The 21,336-nt window shown below is 41.8% G+C and carries 17 protein-coding genes; 3 read left to right on the top strand and 14 right to left on the bottom strand.

The genetic code is table 11. The features are described 5' to 3' along the window. The 3 genes from ABIL39_03725 to ABIL39_03715 all read right to left on the bottom strand — a co-directional run. Positions 1 to 1,386, bottom strand: a 1,386-nt coding sequence (locus ABIL39_03725; protein MEO0165230.1) for a sialidase family protein, incomplete at its 3' end; no start/stop codon positions are given. A 61-nt stretch (positions 1,387 to 1,447) separates the two neighbouring features. Further along, positions 1,448 to 1,579: a hypothetical protein gene (locus ABIL39_03720; protein MEO0165229.1), complete on the bottom strand. Its 132-nt coding sequence runs from the start codon at positions 1,577 to 1,579 to the stop codon at positions 1,448 to 1,450. A 273-nt stretch (positions 1,580 to 1,852) separates the two neighbouring features. Continuing rightward, positions 1,853 to 4,705, bottom strand: a complete 2,853-nt coding sequence (locus tag ABIL39_03715; GenBank protein ID MEO0165228.1) for a S8 family serine peptidase — start codon at positions 4,703 to 4,705, stop codon at positions 1,853 to 1,855. Positions 4,706 to 4,858: 153 nt separating this feature from the next. Here ABIL39_03715 and ABIL39_03710 point away from each other — a divergent pair, with 153 nt between their 5' ends. Further along, complete coding sequence (locus ABIL39_03710; GenBank protein ID MEO0165227.1) at positions 4,859 to 7,108, top strand: helix-turn-helix domain-containing protein; 2,250 nt, start codon at positions 4,859 to 4,861, stop codon at positions 7,106 to 7,108. Positions 7,109 to 7,244: 136 nt separating this feature from the next. Here ABIL39_03710 and ABIL39_03705 read toward each other — a convergent pair whose 3' ends face one another. The 10 genes from ABIL39_03705 to ABIL39_03660 form a co-directional block, all read right to left on the bottom strand. Continuing rightward, a complete protein-coding gene (locus ABIL39_03705) occupies positions 7,245 to 7,805 on the bottom strand; it encodes a hypothetical protein (protein ID MEO0165226.1) in 561 nt (186 codons plus the stop codon). 2 nt (positions 7,806 to 7,807) lie between these two features. Beyond that, positions 7,808 to 8,287, bottom strand: coding sequence for a V-type ATP synthase subunit K (locus ABIL39_03700; GenBank protein MEO0165225.1), 480 nt, complete (start codon positions 8,285 to 8,287; stop codon positions 7,808 to 7,810). A 14-nt stretch (positions 8,288 to 8,301) separates the two neighbouring features. Beyond that, the gene (locus ABIL39_03695) at positions 8,302 to 10,335 is read right to left on the bottom strand and encodes a V-type ATP synthase subunit I (GenBank protein MEO0165224.1); all 2,034 of its coding nucleotides are present in this window, start codon (positions 10,333 to 10,335) and stop codon (positions 8,302 to 8,304) included. After that, positions 10,317 to 10,637 (bottom strand): hypothetical protein, encoded by a 321-nt coding sequence (locus ABIL39_03690; protein ID MEO0165223.1) that lies wholly within the window; start codon positions 10,635 to 10,637, stop codon positions 10,317 to 10,319. The genes ABIL39_03695 and ABIL39_03690 overlap by 19 nt, the downstream gene beginning before the upstream one ends. A gap of 5 nt (positions 10,638 to 10,642) precedes the next feature. Further along, positions 10,643 to 11,263 carry a V-type ATP synthase subunit D gene (locus ABIL39_03685; protein ID MEO0165222.1) on the bottom strand — a complete coding sequence of 207 codons (621 nt, stop codon included), beginning with the start codon at positions 11,261 to 11,263 and terminating at the stop codon, positions 10,643 to 10,645. A gap of 8 nt (positions 11,264 to 11,271) precedes the next feature. After that, the gene (locus tag ABIL39_03680) at positions 11,272 to 12,657 is read right to left on the bottom strand and encodes a V-type ATP synthase subunit B (protein MEO0165221.1); all 1,386 of its coding nucleotides are present in this window, start codon (positions 12,655 to 12,657) and stop codon (positions 11,272 to 11,274) included. Beyond that, positions 12,654 to 14,426, bottom strand: coding sequence for a V-type ATP synthase subunit A (locus ABIL39_03675; GenBank protein ID MEO0165220.1), 1,773 nt, complete (start codon positions 14,424 to 14,426; stop codon positions 12,654 to 12,656). The genes ABIL39_03680 and ABIL39_03675 overlap by 4 nt, the downstream gene beginning before the upstream one ends. Beyond that, complete coding sequence (locus ABIL39_03670) at positions 14,423 to 14,743, bottom strand: V-type ATP synthase subunit F (protein ID MEO0165219.1); 321 nt, start codon at positions 14,741 to 14,743, stop codon at positions 14,423 to 14,425. Before ABIL39_03670 ends, ABIL39_03675 begins: the two co-directional genes overlap by 4 nt. Next, positions 14,733 to 15,647: a V-type ATPase subunit gene (locus tag ABIL39_03665; GenBank protein MEO0165218.1), complete on the bottom strand. Its 915-nt coding sequence runs from the start codon at positions 15,645 to 15,647 to the stop codon at positions 14,733 to 14,735. The genes ABIL39_03670 and ABIL39_03665 overlap by 11 nt, the downstream gene beginning before the upstream one ends. A gap of 85 nt (positions 15,648 to 15,732) precedes the next feature. Then, entirely contained in the window at positions 15,733 to 16,926 is a 1,194-nt protein-coding gene (locus ABIL39_03660; protein MEO0165217.1) for an L-serine ammonia-lyase, read from the bottom strand. Between the two features lie 145 nt (positions 16,927 to 17,071). Between ABIL39_03660 and ABIL39_03655 the strand changes: the two genes are divergently transcribed. Next, entirely contained in the window at positions 17,072 to 18,031 is a 960-nt protein-coding gene (locus tag ABIL39_03655; protein ID MEO0165216.1) for a phosphotransferase, read from the top strand. Then, positions 18,015 to 19,067: a serine hydrolase gene (locus ABIL39_03650; protein MEO0165215.1), complete on the top strand. Its 1,053-nt coding sequence runs from the start codon at positions 18,015 to 18,017 to the stop codon at positions 19,065 to 19,067. The genes ABIL39_03655 and ABIL39_03650 overlap by 17 nt, the downstream gene beginning before the upstream one ends. Positions 19,068 to 19,073: 6 nt before the next feature. Here the strand turns inward: ABIL39_03650 and ABIL39_03645 are convergent, their stop codons facing one another. Next, positions 19,074 to 21,320, bottom strand: a complete 2,247-nt coding sequence (locus ABIL39_03645) for a YCF48-related protein (GenBank protein MEO0165214.1) — start codon at positions 21,318 to 21,320, stop codon at positions 19,074 to 19,076. Positions 21,321 to 21,336 lie beyond the last annotated feature (16 nt).

The following is a 21,336-nucleotide window of genomic DNA, read 5'->3' as shown; positions in this document are numbered from 1 at the left end:
ATCTATTAAATTTATTTCACCATTTTTGTTTTTGCCTAAATCATAACAAATCAAGGTCTTCTCAGCCAATATCGCCGGGCAATTCAAGAATAAACTTGAAGATGAGCAACTTGAGAGAACATTTTCCTTAATGCCTACGCTAAGGTCTTTTCGTTTGTAGTAAATCGGCGCACTTGGACCATTATTCCCATACTCCCTCCTGTCCTGCCAGAATAGATGCAAATACCCACCCCCACAGGCTAAAGAAGGACAATAGGAATGATATGGGGCATTGGTAAGCCTTTCCTCAGGACCCCAGGTCCTGCCCAAATCCGTGCTCATCCGATAATAAATCTCAAAATTATTATCAAATCCATTCCTGTCATCCTCCCAGACAAGATGGAGATTATTACCTTCAGCAAGAATATCTGATGCAACCGCTCTGTGCATCACCGTGAGCGAATCAATCTCTTCCCAGGTATTACCACTATCCCTGCTCGTCCGATAAAAAATATCACCAGTCCAGGAATAGGGCGAATATTTGTAATCGCACCAATCAATATGAACACCACCATAATCATCAGTAGTCATTGTTTGACTAAATGAATGGTTGAAGCCATATTCTGAAACACATATACTATCACTCCATGTCTGCCCCTCATCAGCACTTTCTTTATAATAAATCTCTACTGTAGTGGTTGTATTTTCGCAGGATAATACAAGTATTGACTGATTTCCCAGATATTTTATACGAGGTCGTGTCGCACAGTTAAAGCCAATATTCTGTGAAGGCAACCAAGTTGTACCATTATCAGTACTTTTTGTAAATATTACTTTCCCATCAGAGCGATATGCAACAACATATACATTGCTTCCAACGGCACATATTGACGGATTACCTGAGCCACCGTTAGGAATAGTATCTATCATAAGCCAGGAATTCCCACCATCCGTACTTTTTCGATAACAAATCCCTATACCATACTGTTGCCACACTACGTGTAAGTAATTACCGTCTACAGCAATCCAGGGAAGAACTGACGATCGGTCATCCTCCACACTCAACATCACATCCTCACCCCAGGTTAGACCAGCATCCGTGCTCCGCTTGTAGAAGACTTCGTCGTGTGCGTAATGCTGCCACCAAACAAGGTGAATTGTGTCTCCACAACATGCCGCCCTCGGATACCAGCCGCCGCCCTGCATAAAGACCAACCTTGTATCCGGTCCCCAGCCGGATTGGGCGTATGTGAAAATAGCAAGTAGCAAGTAGAAAGTAGCAAGAAAAGGCATTGCGGATTTACAAGACGTTGGATGCATGATACAGGATACATGATGCAGGATACAAGATAAAGACATTGCGAATTGCGAATTGCGGATTGGGAAATTGCCTGAAAATCTTTTCATTTATTCCTCCAATTAATTATATCATTGATACTACTGGAGTCAAGATACAAAAGTTTAAGATTTATTTTGTGAAGTTCATACTCCTTAAATCGCGTTGAAGACTCAAGGCACGCTGGAGGTCATCCCGTGTAATATACCCAAACTCCATCATTATCTCACCGAGGAGTTTATTTTTTCCACTATACTTATTCATCTGCACCCAGCGCGCCTCATTCACCTGTTTGCAGTGATAACTCCAAGGTGGATTAATATTTGGCCAATATTAGAGATATGTTCCATATCTCATCCCGGGGGATGGGGGCTCATCCCCCGGGCTCCGAAAGGGGGTTCAGGAGAAAAAATGAAGCAGGATAAAACAGGTTACTCGGTGAAGAAGTGAGTTTGGAAATGTGAAGTAAGAAAATAGTGTTTTAATCCCCATCTTCCCACATCCAACTTCCTAACCCACTTCCTCACCTAACTTCCATTATCTCAGAACTACTACCTTCTCTACTTTATTAAAACCACCCGCAGCTAACTTTACAAAATACACGCCCGCACCAAGTTGACGACCGGTATCATCCTTACTATCCCAGATGAGCTCATACTCACCGGGTTTTACATCTTCATCAATCAATGTCCGCACCTTTCTACCCATAACATCATAAACCAGAAATTCCACCCGCACCGGCTCAGGAACCGAATATCTTATATGCAGATTCCCCCGGACCGGATTTGAAACCGAAAAGGCAAATTTCAGTGAACCTTTTGGCTTCTGTTCCACTGTTCCAACCGGACGAATCTGGAATGAATAATAACCATCCTGGGGTGCACCAACTGGATCACAGCCCGAATTTGGATTTATCCACTTATCACGAGCCCAGAGATAATAATGGACAGTTGTATATAATGGCTGCGACGGAATCGTTGCCTGATAGACATTACTCCCCTGATGGGTCATTACAAGTCTCTGCCAGGCACCCGAATTTATCCGATAATAAAGATATGCAGAATCCACACCACTGACATCGGTAATCGTTGAGCGCACCGGGAACGGTCCGGTGAATGAAGTATCAGTCCATCTTGTCGTATTGGTAAAATATGGTGGTTCGTTATCAGTCGGGACAAGAATTCTAAAATCATCAATCCACCAGTCAGCATAATCATTAAAGAATGTGCGGGCGTCAACTGCATAACGAATCTTCACATTGTTGCTAATATAAGATGATAATGATATCTCCACTTCACGCCAGGGGATTGTATCACCATCCATCCAGTTATACCGCCACAATCTCGTCCAGGATGTTCCACCGTTCGTTGAGATATGGACTACCGCACTATCCAAGAATATGCCCTGTTCAAACCGATATTTATGCCAGAACTTCAGCACTGGATTTGTGAACGGAGTGAGGTTGACACTATTTCTCAAAGTGAGCATCATTATGTTATCATTCACCGTGCCACTATATGCAGAATGAGTTGGTGAGTGGTAATTATTCGTTGCCCAATTCCAGTTTCCAGTCTTATCCCAGTAATATAAAAAACTATCCAATCCTGAACCATATTCAAAATCATCTTCATATATCGCATAAGGAGGCGGCGGCGTGCCAATCTGGATTGAATAAAAGACTGTATCATCAAAATCAAGGGAATCATGTGGTCCATCAGAATGGATGATCAAACCGATCTTTGCGATATGACCCTGAGGAGTCAGGTTGTGCGCAGTAAATGTATAAGGATTACTTGAATTTGATGCAGTCCCTTGGGGTGGAATTGTGCCAAAGTTATAGAATCCGTTATTGATTGTGACAAAGTTATCATAAGACCTTAAAGTTCCAGTTGTATTATTCGCTGTCACTCCGCCAAGATTTTTTACACTTACAACCATCCTCGCGGTCTCACCTGGTTCAATAAGACCATTATTATTTCCCCCTGGTGGCGGGTCGGTGATCTGGGTGCTTAATATTGAAATATAAGGTTGATTTACCGTGGGTGTTGCCTGGACTGCCTTCCAGACATTGAGCCTTCCCCAGCCATAATTGTTATTAGGATAAGGTGCACCCTGAGAAGGTGTATCAACATTATCAAGGAGTATGTCATAAATCACATAAGGAGAGAGTGTAGGATTTTTCTGACAGATCAGACCAATAGACCCGGTTACATGTGGTGTTGCCATTGAGGTTCCCTGCCAGTATTCATATCCGCCACCTGGTATACAGGAACGAATGTAAACACCAGGCGCAGAGATTTGCGGTTTTGTTAAATTCCAGTCATTTCTTAACCAGGTTGATGGGTCATTGAATGGCGGCTGGTTAGGGGCAGGTCCACGGCTTGAAAAACTGGCGATTGCGTCGGTGCTATCAGTTGCGCCGACACCAATGACATTGGAATAGCTCCCCGGGCAACCCACTGTTCCAGGATTAGGACCGGAATTCCCATTTGCAAAGACTGGAACAATCCCGATAGAAATATAGGTCCTGGTTATTGGATAGAAGAAAGTATCGGCAGGATTTGACCCGCCCCAGGAATTGGAGACTGCTTTTATATTAACTGAATCCTTTAAATCCGCCATAAACTGCAAACCTTCAGCACACTGGGCATACGAACCAGAACCACTTGAATTCAAAACCTTTGCTGCCACAAATTTGGCATTGAATGCCACACCAATATCCTCTGAAAATGGACCCGGTCCATCACCACCCATAATCGTACCCATACAATGGGTGCCGTGACCATGGTCATCATAAGGTGTTGAAGAAGGTGGCAAACCTGAAGCAACCTTCCAATATCCTGACCACTTACCCTGTAATGCCGGATGGGTATATTCAACACCAGTATCGGTCTCACCAAGAATTATACCCTGTCCGGTAAAACCAGCAGCCCAGCAGGAATCCGCTTTGATCTTTCTGATACCCCACGGGGTTGCTCTTGAGGCGATCGCTGGCATATAATCTCCATCAACAATGTGAACTTCTCCATTATGCGAAATCCAGCCCACATCTGGACGCTTGGCAATCTCAATAATAACCTCTGGTTTCGCTTCAAGATGGAAACCATTTATCACCCAGAAACGCTGATGAACCTTGGCATCGGTCCTGCCTGATAACCACTGAATCAATGGAGTCTGACTGAGCTCAGCAATCTCACGATAGGTTCTTATCCGCTCTTTGATCGGATATGCCTCCATCGCTTCATAAGGATATGACTCCTTCATTATCACAATACATTCAACCATTCCATCCGGCGATGCCTTAAAGATTTGCTCATTGAGCTCGGTCGTCATTTTTCCCCGAACCGAAGGCGGCACCAGAACTGCAATAAGACTTAAGACTAAAAACATGACACCTCCTTTGCGCTATTAGTATAATATGAAAGATGGCGCAAATAATAATATTTAATCTCAAAAATTGCATAAAATTTCAATACTTTTAGCCCCAAAAACAACTATTGACAAATTACTAAATTTTTGTTATCATTTTTCCGCGGATTGCAAATGAGGATAGAACTTACAACAAAACTGAAGGCAATTGAAGAATATCAGAGAGAAAAAAATCTTAAAAATGTGGCAACAAGATATAAAATTCATTATGCGACATTGAGCCGATGGATAAAAAAATTTAATGAAAACAAAATTCTATATCATCGTCCCTGGAATCGCATGCCCCCGGAAGTGGAAAAAACAGTTATGCTGTTAAAAGAAAATAATCCGCAAATAACGCTAAACCAAGCACAGCGAAACTTACAGAAAAAAGGAATTCGCATCTCCATAAAGGGCATATATGATATCTGGAACAGATATGGGTTTGTCAAAAGACTCGTTGATGACCCATTCTCATTTTTTGTTCGAGAAACTCCTGAGACAAAAAATTGTCTTGAATATGTGCGACATCTTTTGAATAGCGAGTCCTCCCAAGAAAATTTAAAAAAAGCTGCGAGGATTGTAAACGCCCTCCCTGGCTACCCTGCCCACTACGATTACATCCTTGAACAGATTCCCGAGAATTTGCTTTCCTTAAGAAGAAGGTTTGACAAATTGTACAATCAATTCCTAAAAATTCCTACACCGGAGTTTTATAAAAAGATTCACCGATTGCGTCGGCAATTTGAAAGGAAAAAATTGTATTATTCGGCAATCATTGCCGGGCTCTCCGAAATTCTTGCCCTGCACTGGATGCGCACTCCAGAAAAGGAGATTGCACTCAATGACCATTTGAAAGGATTGAAAGGTAGACTGCGTGATCCAATCTTAAACTTTCAGTTGACCTTCCTTGAAGCGACTGCCAGGATAGAACTTATGGAGTTAGAGAGAGCAAAGAGATTGGTAGAAAAAGCCTTACGGCTCTTAAGACGCCTTCCTTACGCCGCTTTTTATGAATCCTACGGTGATTTGATGACATTCATGAGCGATTATAATTCCGCCTTGAGATATCAATTTAAGGCACTGGAAATGACAAAAGATGAAGAAACAAAAAATCGCCTTTATTTTAAAATTGGCTTGTCCCTCACCATTGATGGTCGACATCGCGAGGCAATAAAATATCTCAATATGGCAAAGATAGAGTTTAAAAATAAATATTTTGCTTCGTATGCTCTTACCCAGGCACTTGCCTATCTTGGCCTGGGAAGGATTGAAAAGGCCCTTTATTATCTACAAAAAACTCTTGAAAAATCTGAGCGCGAGCAGTTTCGTAATACAATATTTACAACAATTTGCTGTTACGGAGCAATTAATTGTCTGATCGGCGAAAAAGAAGGAGCAAAAAACTTGTTAAGCAACTATCTAAGGCTTATAAAAAAATACAAATTAAAAAGAGAAGCGAAAATAATGGAGCATCTGATAAATCCCGAAAATTTGCATTTACCGGCGGCTAAATTACCTACTATCTATTTGGTATATTTACTCAAATGGGCGAAAGCAAGTAAAAAAACCAGTGATTACCGAAAATTACAAAATTATGCAAAAAAATATGGCATCCGTGGATTTCTCCATCGCCTTTTTTTGTATATTCCAGAACCAGTTCATGAAATGTTGAAAAAAGGTAAAAACCCCGAAATCCCCCGTTGTTTCTTGCAAATGCCTTTATTTAACCCAGAAACCCCGGTTTATTATATAAAAATTTTAGGAGAACCAGTTGTTTATAAAAACCAAGAATACTTACGAATTAAATTAACTACTAAAGAATCAGCATTTTTAATTTATCTCGGTCTTAATGCATCTGAACCTGAAAAGAGTGTTTCTGTTACTGAAATTTATAATAACTTCTGGCATAAAAGCAAAACGCCAGAAGATAGATTTTCTCACATGCTTGTTGATATTAAGAAGAAGTTAATGATGCCAGGACATTTGTTGATGATACAATCATACTACAATTCAAAAATGCTGGTAAACAAAGGATTTTATATTGCCACTGATTACAGTGACTTTTGTTCAACCCTTACCCGGGCAAAGGCACTACAGCGGGCAGGGGAATGGAGTTTCGCAAGAAAAGAATATCTAAGGGCATTTAAGTTGTTTCGGGGTGAGCCGTTTAAGAAGAATTTTGATAACTGGTCCGTGGATATGAGATTTAGAATTTTGAGTCAGTTTGAGACCGAGGCAATAAATTTTGCTAAGAGCTGCCTTGAACACAGCAATAAAACTGACGCACGAAAAATTTTGCAAAAGGTCTTAAAGATTATCCCGGATGCAGAAGAAGCGAAAAATCTGCTGGATATTTTATCTACCGGTCATAAAAAATCATAGGATAAATGCATGTTTATATTTTTCTGTAAGGCTAAAGCCTTACCAGATGAGGGCAAATCGCCCCAAGCCCAGCCTTTGATTTATTGAAAAAGGTGTCAAATTAAAGAACGACGCAATTTTTATGTGGCTATCAGTATTATATGTATTCCAGCGCCCGGGCAATCAAATTCTTCAGTTCATCGCGCATAATTTCAATAATTACGTCTACTGAACCGAGAAATGTTATGTTGCCTTTCTTGATTATGACTCCACCATGCATTTTATCCTCTTTAATCACGAAGTTACAATTTTCCTGTTTCAAAAACTTCTCCAGTTGAGGTCGGTAGCGCTTAATATCATCGGATGACAGGTATAACTCACCTTCTTTTTCTCCGCTCTTTTTTATTAGTTGCTTGAGAAAATCAAGATAACTTTTATGCTCAGACAATTTTTTCAAAGCAGATTGGAGTACCTCATCGATGTAAGTCTGCATCTCTGCCGTAATTTTCTTATTGTATTCCAATTTTAATTGCGCTAGTGCCCTTAATACCTCTTCCTGTTTTTTCTTTTCAATCTCGGTATGCAAGCTTTTCTCTGCCCAGGCAATCTTTTCTTGATACTCTTTTTTCAATTTTTCAATTTCCGCCGCATAATGTTCTCTTATCTTCTCGGCTTCTTTTCGGGCATCGCTTAAAATTTTTTCTACAACGCTTTTCATATTTAGAGTTTCATTCCCATCAGACTCAGAATCGTAACAATCAAACCCAACACTGCATAGATTTCTACCAGAATTCCATAAATTACTGCCTTTGCCGATTCTTGAGGTCTCTTTGCTACCATCTCTACACCCGCAGTGCAAACTTTACCCTGCCAGATTGCGGAAACCAGACCAGCCAGGGCTACAGGCATGCACGCAAAGAACAATTGTAAACCCTGCCACAATGAGATTGCCGGAACCGTGCCACCCAGAAGACCTATCTTGGTCAGCAATAAGAATGCACCTAAGAATCCATAAAATCCCTGAGTTCCGGGCAGTGCCACCAAGATTAATAATTGCCCGAACTTATCCGGATCCTCACTCAGGACACCATTGGCAGCCTGAGCGGTGTAACCTATGCCAATTGCGGAACCAATGCCCGCAAGAATTGCGGCTAGGGCACCCCCGGCAATGGCAATTGCTAAACCTAATGGATCGGTCATAATTCCTCCTATTTTTATTTTATCTCCACATATCTTGTCTCCAGACCAAATGGCCGAAAGAGTTTTCCACCACCGGTGTAAAAACGTCCAAAAAATTCGATATAGTGGAGACGCATAGTGTGAATAAACCCACCTAATGCATTGATTAAAATATTGAAACTATGCCCACCGATCAACACGATTATCGTTAGAAAAATACCAATCACAGGAACCTTTAAGAGCATCCAGGCGATCATATTCACCGTAATTGCGATGCCACCGGTAACCATACCCAATGCCATCAATCGGATATAGGAAAGAATATTGCTGACAAATGAAGTTATGCCATAGAGTGTGTAAAGACCCCATGCCATCCGGATTAATACTTTCTTTCCCTTTTTAATCCGGAAAATATTCACGACCAATAAAGCTCCAGCGAGATACTTGAAAAACGGTGGGAAGAGCTTCATCAATGTGCCGAGCAAAAATAAGACAAACAGTGTCCATAAGAGCTGATCAATCAAAGGTGGATTACCGGAGCGATTGGAATAGAGGATGATCCCGGTAACGGCAAGAAGTATTAAAACCTTAAGGATCGGTGATTTGAGAATTGTAAAATAAAGCGGAATGCACACAATCAATACTACCCAGGTAAGATTTTCAAATATCGCCCGAGCGTACTCTTTGTTTCGAAGGTCATCAAAGACTTCAATCATTACTCCCAGTAAAACATGGATATATCCGATACTCAAAGAGAGATAAAAAAAGGGCATCGGATTGGTAAGTGGATCAAAGAGCATCAATTTTTTAAAGTTTTTAAAAAATGGAATACCAATCAAATCAAAGAGATTACCAGCCCAGCCTCCAACCATACTCCCGGTAAAGATGGTGATAATACCCCCTACAAATAAAATCCATAAAAGACTCTTATCACCCGGCACCCGCCGCATAAGGTATAAAGAGAATAGAGCAAGAAATATCCCATAGATAGCATCGGTCAGGCAAAGGGCAAAAAAGAGCGGGAAAAATACGGCAATGAATGGTGTTGGATCATATTCTTTCTGCTCGGGCATACTATAGAGTCTAATCAACATCTCATAAGGTGTACTCCACCAGGGGTTTTCAATTGCCACCGGTGGTTTCTCTTCGGTGTCGGGAGAAATTTTTTGATAACCAGCAAATTTAAATTCGCCAACAAGTTTTTCGATTTTGTCAAGGTCTTTCTTTTTAACCCAGCCAATGATATTCACGGTCTGGGATGTTTCCGGCAATGCGGCTGCCACTCCATGCTTTCTGAATTCATTTTCTAACCAATCATAGACAATCTTCAAATTCATAATCTCTTGAGCCAGTTCAGCTTCTCGACGGTCTAATTCCGAGATTCGTAAATTAATCCGCTCAATCTCCTCACTCCATGCCGCAATCAGCTCTGCTGGGGTTTTGGGGACATCCGGCAGTTCAATGATTTCGCATCCGAGTTCCAGAAGTTTACCTTTAAATCTCTGGAGATCTTCTTTGGATACAAAGAAAGTGCCAAAAATCTTTGTCCCCACTCGATTGATAGTCTCAAAAGAAAAGGATATTTCAGCAATCAATTCCTCAATCTTTTTGAAGGTATCTTCAGATTTAATCTGGACAGGGATGGTCTCAATCTGTTTAAAACTTTTTAGTTCGTTTAACTTATATGATAAAGGCTGAAAAGGTGTCAGGAGGGAAATCATGTTGCGCAAATTCTGCAATTCATTGCGCAACTCCTCACGTTCTTTTTTTATCTTTTCAAGCTCTGCGGTGGTGTGTCGGAAGTCATACCTTTTAGTGAGTTGTTCAAAATCCTCTAAACGCAAAGGAATACGTGGTGGCACAAAATTGTCTAAAACCCCTTTTTTTTGATAGGTTGAAATCTGGGTAATCGCTTCTTTTATTTTTTCCAGGTCCTCCGGGGCATAAACCGGAGCCTCTTTTGACTCGGTAATATGAATTATCCTGAGTTTGTGGAGTCGGTCGATAAACTGATCTTTTATACTTTTGTGGACGACGATTACTATCTTTTCTAACGGGACGACGGCCATTTTAGTATCAGTTTCTGAACTTCCTCTATTGCTTTTTCTTTGTTCTCTTGAAATTTTTCTTTTAAATCCCGCCGCAGTTGCTCATATTCTTTATCAAGCAACTTTTTTTGTGCTTCGATGATCTGCCTGGCTTCATCTTTGCTCGCCTGTAATAATATAACTCTTTTCTTATTGATCTCTTCCAGCCTTCTCTCTAATTCCTCTTTCGCTTTTTGCAGCTCCTCAATTCCCTGCCTTTCAGCTTCTTGCTTTATATTCTCACCTTCTATCTCAGCCTTTTTAATTTCTTCAATTAGATCCATATTGCCTACCTTTTGCCTAAAATTTCTTTCACCCTCATTAACCGAGTTAAATCCGACCTTTCAATTTCGGATAACTTTAAATTTATGTATTTAATCGTCTCTTCAATGGCAGGAATAAGAATAAATTCCAAGGCATTCACCCGACGTCGCGTTTTCTCAATTTCAATGGATAGAATTTCCAGTGCCTTTTCCAGTTCGGCAATCTTCAATAAACCCTCCAGCAAAAGGTCAATCTTCCTTAATGCCTGATCCAGGTCACCCGAGGTATTCAAAAATCCATAACTGAGCATCGTCCCCGAAATTTTTTTTATAAACCTCGGAATGCGCACATTGAATATCCGCTCTTCATAGTATTCAATTTCAATCTTTTTATCTGAACCCAGAAGGGCTTCTTCAGTAACATCTGGTGCCTGCTTGCTGGATGCAAAATAGAAAAAGCTATAGGCTCTGTTAAGCTCTTCTTCTATCTGCAATCGCAAGACCTGAATCTGTTTTACCAGTTCCATTACTTTTCGCACCAGTTCATCCTGTTTATCTTTTAATAATTTATGCCCGCGCCGGGCAATGATATTACGCCGTTTGAGTCTGAGCAGTTGCATCCGGGTTGGTGGTATATCCAGGCGCATTTTAATCCTTATGCGTGAATATCAGGATTGTCATAGTATTTCCTCAAATATTCCTCACGCACCCGTTTCATCTCACTCCGGGGCACCAGTCTTAATAGCTCCCAGCCTAAATTCAATGTCTGCTCAATTGAACGATTCTCATACTCACCCTGATTTATATACCGTTGTTCGAAAACAGTAGCAAACTTTAAATAGATTTTATCAAGGTCGGAAAGTGCCGCCTCACCGAGGATGATCGCCAGTTCCTGGGCTTCCTTGCCTCGGGAATAACAGGCAATCAGTTGATTAAATAAGTCAGCATGGTCTTCGCGGGTCTTACCTTTGCCAATCCCTTTATCTTTTAGGCGTGATAATGACTGCATGACATCCACCGGCGGTAGAATTTTTTTACGGTATAAGGCACGGGAGAGGATTATCTGTCCCTCGGTTATATAGCCGGTTAAGTCAGGGATTGGATGGGTCTTGTCATCCTCGGGCATGGTGAGGATGGGAATAAGTGTAATGGAACCTTGCTTCCCTTTTATTCTCCCGGAACGCTCATAAATCGTAGCCAAATCGGTGTAAAGATAGCCTGGGTAACCGCGCCGACCCGGAATCTCCTTGCGCGCCGCTGAAATCTCTCTAAGTGCCTCAGCATAATTGGTCATGTCCGTGAGAATGACCAGAATGTGATAACCTTTGGTGAATGCTAAATATTCGGCGACGGTAAGCACGACCCGCGGTGTTGAAACTCGTTCGATCGCCGGATCATCGGAAAGGTTTAAAAATAATACTACTTTTTCCAATGCCCCGGTGGTGGTAAAATTTTCAATGAAAAAATTTGCTTCTTCAAAAGTAATGCCCATGGCACCGAAGACGATTGCAAATTCCTGTCCTTCCTGTAAGACCGTAGCCTGTCTCACAATCTGGGCAGCAAGACGGTTATGTGGTAATCCCGAGCCGGAAAAAATCGGTAGTTTCTGACCGCGCACCAAGGTATTTATACCATCGATTGCCGAAATACCGGTCTGAATAAACTCATTGGGATAGTCCCGGGCAGTAGGATTTATCGGTGCACCATTGATATCCAGAAGCGCTTCGGGCACGATCTCCGGACCCTCATCGATCGGCCGGCCCAGACCATCAAAAATCCTGCCCAGCATTTTTGATGATACCCCAATCTTCAGTGTGCGCGCCAAGAACCGGACTCGACAATTTGCCACATCAATTCCTGAAGAGCCTTCAAATATCTGAACGAGTGCCTTGTCTCCATCTACCTCCAGTACTCGCCCCCTTTTCCTTTCTCCATGTGGGGTATAAATCTCAACGAGTTCTTCGTATTTTACGCCCTGGGTCCCTTCCACTAAAAGGAGTGGACCACTGACATTGGCGATGCTTGTGTATTCCTTTATCATCTTAAAGCTCCTGCGGATTGTTTGTTCAACAGTTCTTTGAAATCTTTTATTATTTCTGCCTTTATCTCATCAATCTGGGACAGATTTTTTTCTTCAATGTATTTTGCCCGGGCAATCTTCTCCCGGACCGGCATTTGAACAATTTCAGTAAAAGGAACTCCACTATTCAATGCCTCCTGTGCCTGGTTATAAAAGAAGAGACAAAGGTCGAGCATTTTATACTGTTTTAGTAAAGAGGTATATGTATCAATCTCATGAAAGGCATTCTGATGGAGAAAATCCTCGCGGATGGAGCGAGCGCCTTCCAGAAGCAAACGGTCTTGCGGCGATAACGCATCTACTCCTACCAGCCGGACTATCTCCTGTAATTCAGCCTCCTCTTCAAGAATCTTCATCGCTTCTTTTGATAGCGCCGTAAAACCCGGGGCAATTGAATCGAGATCGTCGCTGACGCTGTCAATATAAAGTGAATAAGAATTCAACCAACTGATCGCCGGAAAATGGCGCTGATAAGCCAGACGATCTTCAAGGCTCCAGAATACCTTTACCACCCGCAGTGTTGCTTGAACAACCGGGTCTGCCAGGTCGCCACCGGGCGGAGAAACTGCGCCGATGACACTTAAAGCACCTTCCCGTTCAGGATTCCCTAAGGGTTTTACCCTGCCCGCCCGTTCATAGAAAGAGCTTATCTTTGCTCCCAAGTATGCCGGATAGCCTTCCTCGCCTGGCATCTCCTCAAGCCTACCGGATATTTCGCGCATCGCTTCAGCCCATCTCGAGGTGGAATCCGCCATCAAGGCAACCGAGTATCCCATATCGCGGTAATATTCCGCAATCGTTATTCCCGTGTAAACCGAAGCCTCTCGGGCTGCTACCGGCATATTGGAGGTATTAGCAACGAGCACAGTACGTTTCATAAGTGGTTCACCACTTTTGGGGTCCTTTAATTCCGGAAATTCAATTAGCACATCGGTCATCTCATTACCCCGTTCTCCGCAGCCCACATAGACGATTATTTCGGCGTCAGCCCATTTCGCAAGTTGGTGTTGAATCACCGTTTTGCCGGAACCAAAAGGTCCTGGACAGCAGGCAGTGCCTCCCCGAGCAATAGGAAAGAAGGTATCAATCACCCTCTGCCCGGTACTCAAGATGGTGGTCGGTGGTAACCTTTTCTCATAAGGTCGGGGCACACGCACAGGCCAGCGTTGAATCATATTGAATTCTTTAAGCCCTTCCTCGGTTTCCACCACATAGATGATATCCGTGACCTTGAACTTTCCGCCCCGTATCTCTTTCAATACGCCAGAAACATTGGGCGGAATCATTATCTTGTGAAGGACAAGCACACTTTCGCGCACCTGCCCGATGATATCTCCTGGATAAACTCTAACCCCGGATTTTACGAGGGGCTCAAATTCCCATAATCTTTCCCGGTCTAATGCTGGAACCTCAATACCCCGGGTGATATTCGGACCTGTCTTTTCTTTTATCAAATTCAAAGGGCGCTGAATACCGTCGTAGATATTCTCAATAAGTCCGGGTCCTAATTCTACAAATAAAGGTTGATCGGTTAAAAATACCGGATCACCCGGTCCAATACCAGAGGTATCTTCATAGACTTGGATTGATGCCCGGTCACCATCAAGACCGATTATTTCACCGATGAGTCCTTCATTGCTCACCCGCACCACATCATACATCCGGGCACCTTTGACATTCCGGGCGATCACAAGGGGTCCCGAAACTTTGACAATCTCACCCTGTCTCATTTTTCCTCCAGGAAAATATCCGCACCCACTGCCTTTTTAATTATTCCCCGGAGCCGTTCAATCGCGATGCGCTTTTTCGCGGCACCGGTAGCGAAAGGAATGAGGCATGGAAATGCTTGGGTCTGATATTGACGAAGCACATCCTTTAATTCTTCGGTAAAATCTTCAGCAAAAAATATCACCCGTACCCCCTGGTTTACCAATTCATAGATTTTCTTTTCGGCTTCACCCTTTTCCACAATGCAGACTATAGCACCAGTTGCGAGAAAAGGCAAAACCTCCTGTCTTCTGCCCAAGATAGCCAGACTACCAGACATCGGGAAGGCTCTCTCTTAGCTGAGCCGTAGGGATATTGTATAATTTCCCCATGTAGACCTGACGCAATAGCCTAATTTCATTCAATTTGAAATTGTAATAACCGAATAAAGGCTCAATACCGAAAGTATAATACCGGGCTGTTTTTAGAAATTGCAATCTCATTTCGTCGATTAGTCTTTCCAGTCTCAAAAACGAACCATCCGTCTCAAGATAACCTCCCCCTTGTTCAATGATTCGATCATAGGGGGTATTGCGAAAGACACGTACGACCACCGTGAAGTCTTTTGAGAGATGCTCAACAAACACCCTCTCCGGAATCGTTCCATAAGGTATATAAACCTCTTTGAACAACTCTAAAGGATTTTCAAATTGTCGTGCCCGAAAGAAACTCCTGATATTTTCGAGGTCAAAAAAGAGTTTAAAGTATTCGGTGAAAAACTCTGAGATGCAGGCAGATTTCCAAATTCTTTCACAATAGAACCTGTCTAATTTCGCAGATAGCAAAAAACTATTTTTATGAGTTAGATAGTCGTTGATGATTGCCAAAATCTCCTCGGAAGATTCCAGCCAGAAAAGGTTAACTGGGGATAATAATCTTTCTGGTCCTTTCTTTAATCTCACCTTGAGATTGTGAATAGCATGGGGTAAAAGAATGATCTCTTTTATCTCTTCATGAAGACAGTATTTTTCGAAAAAAAACCGTTCCAACTTCTCTGCCGTACTCAGTGTCTCAAGAAATTCCTCGCCCGCCGCATAAGGGGTATCGCTGAGTATCGCTTTAAAATTGCCAATTTCGGCCTCAATGAGCCGGTCAAAATGGCTCTTTTTTAAAAGCCTTGCCTCGCGGGCACGGATTAACCCGGTGACGAAGGCATATCGGGTATCGTTTGTTCCTTGAAGCATAATATCCAGTAATTATATTTAAAATAGAAAATAAGTCAACTGTTTTAGACTTAAGTCTTAAAGAGGATATAAAAATTACTTTTATTCATTCCCTGATGAGCGTAGCCAGTCCCCCGCCAGATGTTTCCCGATATTGGACTTTCATATCCTGCCCAGTCTGCTTCATTATCCGAACAACCTCATCAAAGGAAATTTTATGAGTCCCGTCGGTCTGGAGGGCATAGACCGCACAATCAAGTGCCCTTTCTGCAGCCATTGCATTCCGCTCAATACAGGGAACCTGGACCATTCCCGCAACCGGGTCACAGGTAAGACCGAGATGGTGTTCTAAACCCATCTCTGCAGCATATTCCATCTGGTTGATGCTGCCACCCAATAGATAGGTGGCAGCGGCTGCAGCCATTGCACAAGCAGTCCCAATTTCGCCCTGACATCCCACCTCCGCACCGGAAATTGAGGCATTGTGTTTTATAAGATTACCAAAAATGCCGCTTATTGCCAAGGCATTTATTATCTTTTCCTCACTCAACCGATAGCTTTCTTTTAGATGTTTCAGGACTGCTGGCAGGACGCCACTTGAACCACAGGTAGGTGCGGTTACCACAACCCCGCCTGCGGCATTTTCCTCAGCCACTGCCAGGGCATAGGCAAAGACCCGACTGATTCGCTCCATTAACCCTCGGCTATTGCAAGATTTAATATACATTGAACTCGCCCGTCGTTCCAATTTCAATGGTCCTGGTAAAACCCCTTCGGTTTTCAAACCTCTTTCAATCGTTTTCTCCATTGTCTCCCACATTATCCGCAAATATTTCTTAATATCTTTTTTCTCAAAGTGATAAACATATTCGTAAAGAGTCATACCTTTATTCAAACAATAAGCACTTATCTCTTTGAAACTTCGGTGGGGGTAAACCTTTTTATCGCGATTGATATTTTTTAAATCTTTAATCGCTCCGCCGCCCACTGAAAATACAAGCCATTTCACTTTTTTACCCCGCTTCCTGGTAGCTTCAAAAAGCATGGCATTAGGATGGACTTTTAAAAACTTATTTTTTTGAAAAAAAATCGTAGTTTTTTCTTGGGGCAAAATTTCTTTAATTGCGGATTCGGTAAGATGTCCCTTGCCCGTGGCAGCCAGGCTACCAAAGAGGGTTACCCGGTAATGGAGTGCATCGGGATTTTTTTCTTTAAATATCCTCGCAGCTAAAGCCGGTGCCATGGTATGACTGCTCGAGGGGCCCTTACCAATTCGGAAAAGTTCACGTAGTGATTCCACAAAAAAGAATATTATCGAAATTTTACCATCTGTCAAGAAATGGACAAAATTTTTTATTGATTTTTCATCAAGAAAGTATATAATTTTAATATGCCCTTCGCTCTGGTTAATGTTCAGGATTTACTGTATTCTTACCCATCAATTTATGAAGGAATTAGCTGAAATAATTCGTGAATCTGGTTATGAACTCGTTGAAGAAATTACCACAGGTGGCTCGGAAAGAAAATTCTGGCGTATTAAGAAGGGAACTTCAACTTACATTTTTATATGGGATGAAAATATTACAGAGTATGTTAGAATCCTCAAACACCTCAATAACAAGGGCATCGGTGTTCCTAAATTGATTGAACACCACCATGGTTATGCGATTGTAGAAGATTTGGGTAAGGACTCGTTATATGGATTAATGCGTAGAAGGGTTGCAAATTGGTTGGACTTTTATAAAAAAGCAGTGGTCGAACTTGTGAAACTCCAGGTTGATGGCTTCCCCAAGGCTCCGGTAAATAATTATTACGACAGTGAGCATATAATCTGGGAGCAGAATTATTTTAAACAATTCTTTCTGAAGCAATATTGCCAGATACCCGATGAGAAAATTTATGAAATAGAAGGGGATTTAGAATTATTACGTAAAAAGCTCGTTGAGGCGATAAAATCAATAAGTTATTTTTTGATGCATAGGGATTATCAATCCCAGAACATTTTTGTAAAAAATGGTAAGATTAGAATTGTAGATTTTCAATCGGCGCGGATTGGCCCCTTAACCTATGACCTGGCATCGCTACTAAAGGATGCCTATGTGGAGATCGATGAAAAAAGCGAGGACATTCTGATAACCTATTATTTAAATTGTCTGAACAAAAAAGGAATAAAAATCTCAAAAGATAATTTTCTTGCATCCTATCAGCTTACTGCTATCCAAAGGCATATGCAAGCACTGGGGGCATTCGCCAATCTTTCTCTGAATAAAGGCAAAAAACATTTTAAAAATTATATCCCCCGCGCTTTGGAATTATTAAATGAGGAATTGAAAGTTAGTGAATTTCGTAATTTCCATAGGCTTGTTTCTACAGTTAAACGATCATTCAATGGTAAACTTCCTTAAAGTCTGCAAATACTTAAACAATTGTGTAAAATATAAAAAAATTCCTGGGGCGGTGTTATGGGTTGGGAATGACAAAGATGTTTATATTTTTGAAGCCTTTGGTTATCAGCAAATTTTTCCTAAGAAAGAAAAATTAGATAAAGATACAATCTATGACCTTGCCTCGCTGACAAAACCTTTATGTACTGCAATGTCGGTTATGTTGCTATTTGAAGAAAAGGAGGTTAAACTTAATGACTGTATTGAAAAATATCTCCCTGAATTCAAAAACAAACCGAATGGTAAAAAGACAATAAAGGAATTACTCACCCACACCTCCGGTTTGCCCGCCTGGTTTCCCTTATATTTACTCAATCCACAGGAAAGGATTGATTATCTCTCCAGGGCGAATACAGGTAAAAAAGAAGTCATTTATTCCTGTTTAGGATATATCATTCTTGGATTGATGATTGAAAGAATTACAAATCAAAGGCTGGATGTATTTTGTAAAGAAAAAATATTTAAAAGATTGCATTTGAAAAATACAATGTTCAATCCATCAAAAAAAATAAAAAACATTGCTCCTACTGAGTTAGGAAACGAACATGAAAGACAAAAGGCAAAAGAATATGGTGATATATTAAAGATAAAATGGCGTGATTATTTGATCAAAGGCGAAGTACACGATGGAAATTGCTTCTACGCATTTGATGGTGTTTCTGGAAATGCAGGATTATTTTCTAATGCCGAAAACTTGGCTATAATAATGCGGGCATATTTAAATGGTGAGATTGTAAAACCGAGTACTTTGAGATTAATGATTAAAGACTGGACCGGGGGCAAAGAAAAAAGGGGGCTTGGCTGGTGGGTGAATCCCTATCCAGGAATTTTATCCAATTCAGCATTCGGACATACCGGATTCACCGGCACAATGATTATGGCTGACCCGAAGAAAAATTTAATAGTGATATTATTATCTAATAGCGTCCACCCAGAAGTACATCTCGGCAGGATGCCCAAGATAAGAAAAAAAGTTGTGCAACTTATTGTATTATAAGCTCTTCTACTTCATCAAGATCAGCTTCTGGGTTTCAACATAATCGTCCACTCTGATAACGCAAAAATAAAGACCGTTCGCGCAACTAAAACCATTCCAATCCCTGCCGTTCCATATAAATTCATGAGTACCCGAGGGCATCGTTTTGTTTGCAATCTCATTCACACGGTTACCGAGCGCATTGAAAATTGAAATCTCAACTGATGCAGGGTGAGAAAGCGAAAATCGAATTGAGGTTCTTCGAGAGAACGGGTTTGGTACAGCCTGGAATTGAACTCGATTTTCACGGCGTAAATCTTGCTGTGATATACCTGTCCACGGGTTATATCTTAAATTGATGGAATGATATCCACATGTCCAGAAAACATCACCATAATGATGGGCAATGTCGTTTAAAAAAGAACGAATACGAGGGGTCACATAACTCTGTATCCAACTTGTACCACCATCCGTTGTTTTGTAAATAAATCCCCTACCGTCATCCCCGGGGCTACTACCCCAATAATTATGAGCAAGTAACCACCCATTCAAAGTGTCTTTCATTATTATATCGGTAATCGTATAATGTGGAAGGCTCTGCACCACTGTCCAGGTTGTACCACCGTCTGTAGTACGATGTACTCTTGCATTATATGAGCCAAGTATACCCAGATTCTGGTTGACAAAATACGCAACCTGAAAATGGTCTGGTTGTGCCGGTGTTTGCGGATTCCATGTCGCACCACCATTGCTCGTGTAGTAAATAAAACCATTATCCCCACCATAACCTCCGCATGCCCAACCGCGCTGCGAGTCGATAAAATAGACCGCGCTTACATAATAAGATGTACCGAGTGATTGGCTTGACCAGGAAGCCCCACCATTACTTGTGAATCGCAGTGTACCATTGCTCCCACATGCCCAGCCTGAGTCCTGGGTTGCGAAGAAAATACTACCGATCCATGCTGAAGAACCAATTGAATTGTATACCCATGTTGCTCCGCCATTAGTGGTGCGGTATACACCTGAGGAATTTCCTTCTTTTAATATCCATCCATAGTTTAAACCCTTAAATTGAATCTTGGTACCACCTGGCGTGTTGGGGTCATAAAACCAGTTATTACCGGCATCAGTTGAACGCAAACAATAGCCATCATTTCCATAATCAGTTCCAGTAATCAGATAACCATTGGAAGAGTCTCTCCAAGCAATGGCTTTCCAACCCGCAGCATTGTAATTCCATTGCCAGTTTGCTCCGTTATTCGTGCTTTTGATTATCTGGCTTGCATTGCTGGTCACCCAGATATTATTACCTACATACTGGATACCCATTGAGTAGTTATTGAACAAATGCGAGTATGATGACCAGTTATTACCTCCGTTGGTGCTAACAACCACACGTGCTGATGATGGAGTAAGAACCTGACTTGCCGAAATCGCAATGCGCATGGTATCCTGACAATCAAGACAATTATTGTAATCAAGATTTGTATATCCCTGTATTGCCCAGTTCTCACCACCATCCGTAGTATACAGAATCGCACCAGCAGGATTTGCGTATATGCTTGAAGTCGTTGCCCAGCCTTTGTTCACGGTAGGAAAATCAATCGCCGCAACCTGTCCAACACCTGCGGGTATGGTTTGACGAGTCCAGGTCAAACCGCCATCGGTTGTGCGATGGATATGCCCATTTATTGTATTGTCGTAGCCACAGATCCAGCCGTTTAGAGAATCAACAAAATAGATGTCATCACAACTATAAGCAGTATTGCCGAACGAAAGATTCTGCCAAGTTGTGCCACCATTAGTAGTACGAATTACGAGATATGCCGTGTTATCACCCCAGCCACCACACGCCCAGCCATGTTGCGAGTCTATGAAATGAACCTTAGATAGATTTCGGGTTGTCGGGCTGGCTTGTGCTACCCAGCTATTTCCTCCGTCGGTAGTTTTATAAATACGACCATTACTACCTACTATCCATCCAATATTTTCGTTGACAAAACATACACCAGTAAGCCCGGTAATATTACTGTCGCTGAAAGCAATGCTTGACCAGTTAGAACCGTCTACAGTACGCAGTATCACACTATAAACTTCGCCACCAGCACTTGTCGAACCAACCGCCCATCCATGAAGACCATCATTCAAAAAGCACAGGTCATTGATATTTACAGTTGCATTCATGGGCATAACAGGCTCCCATGATTGAGCATAGACTTTTTGCATGAGACAGATTATTAATACTATAAACCACTTACCATATTTATTCATAAAAAGCCTCCTTTTG

This window comes from candidate division WOR-3 bacterium (genome assembly GCA_039802205.1).
Classification (GTDB): domain Bacteria; phylum Hydrothermota; class Tepidihabitantia; order SM23-42; family JAOAFX01; genus JAOAFX01.
The sequence above is the reverse complement of the archived record's forward strand: the minus strand, read 5'-3'. Positions and strand labels throughout refer to the sequence as shown.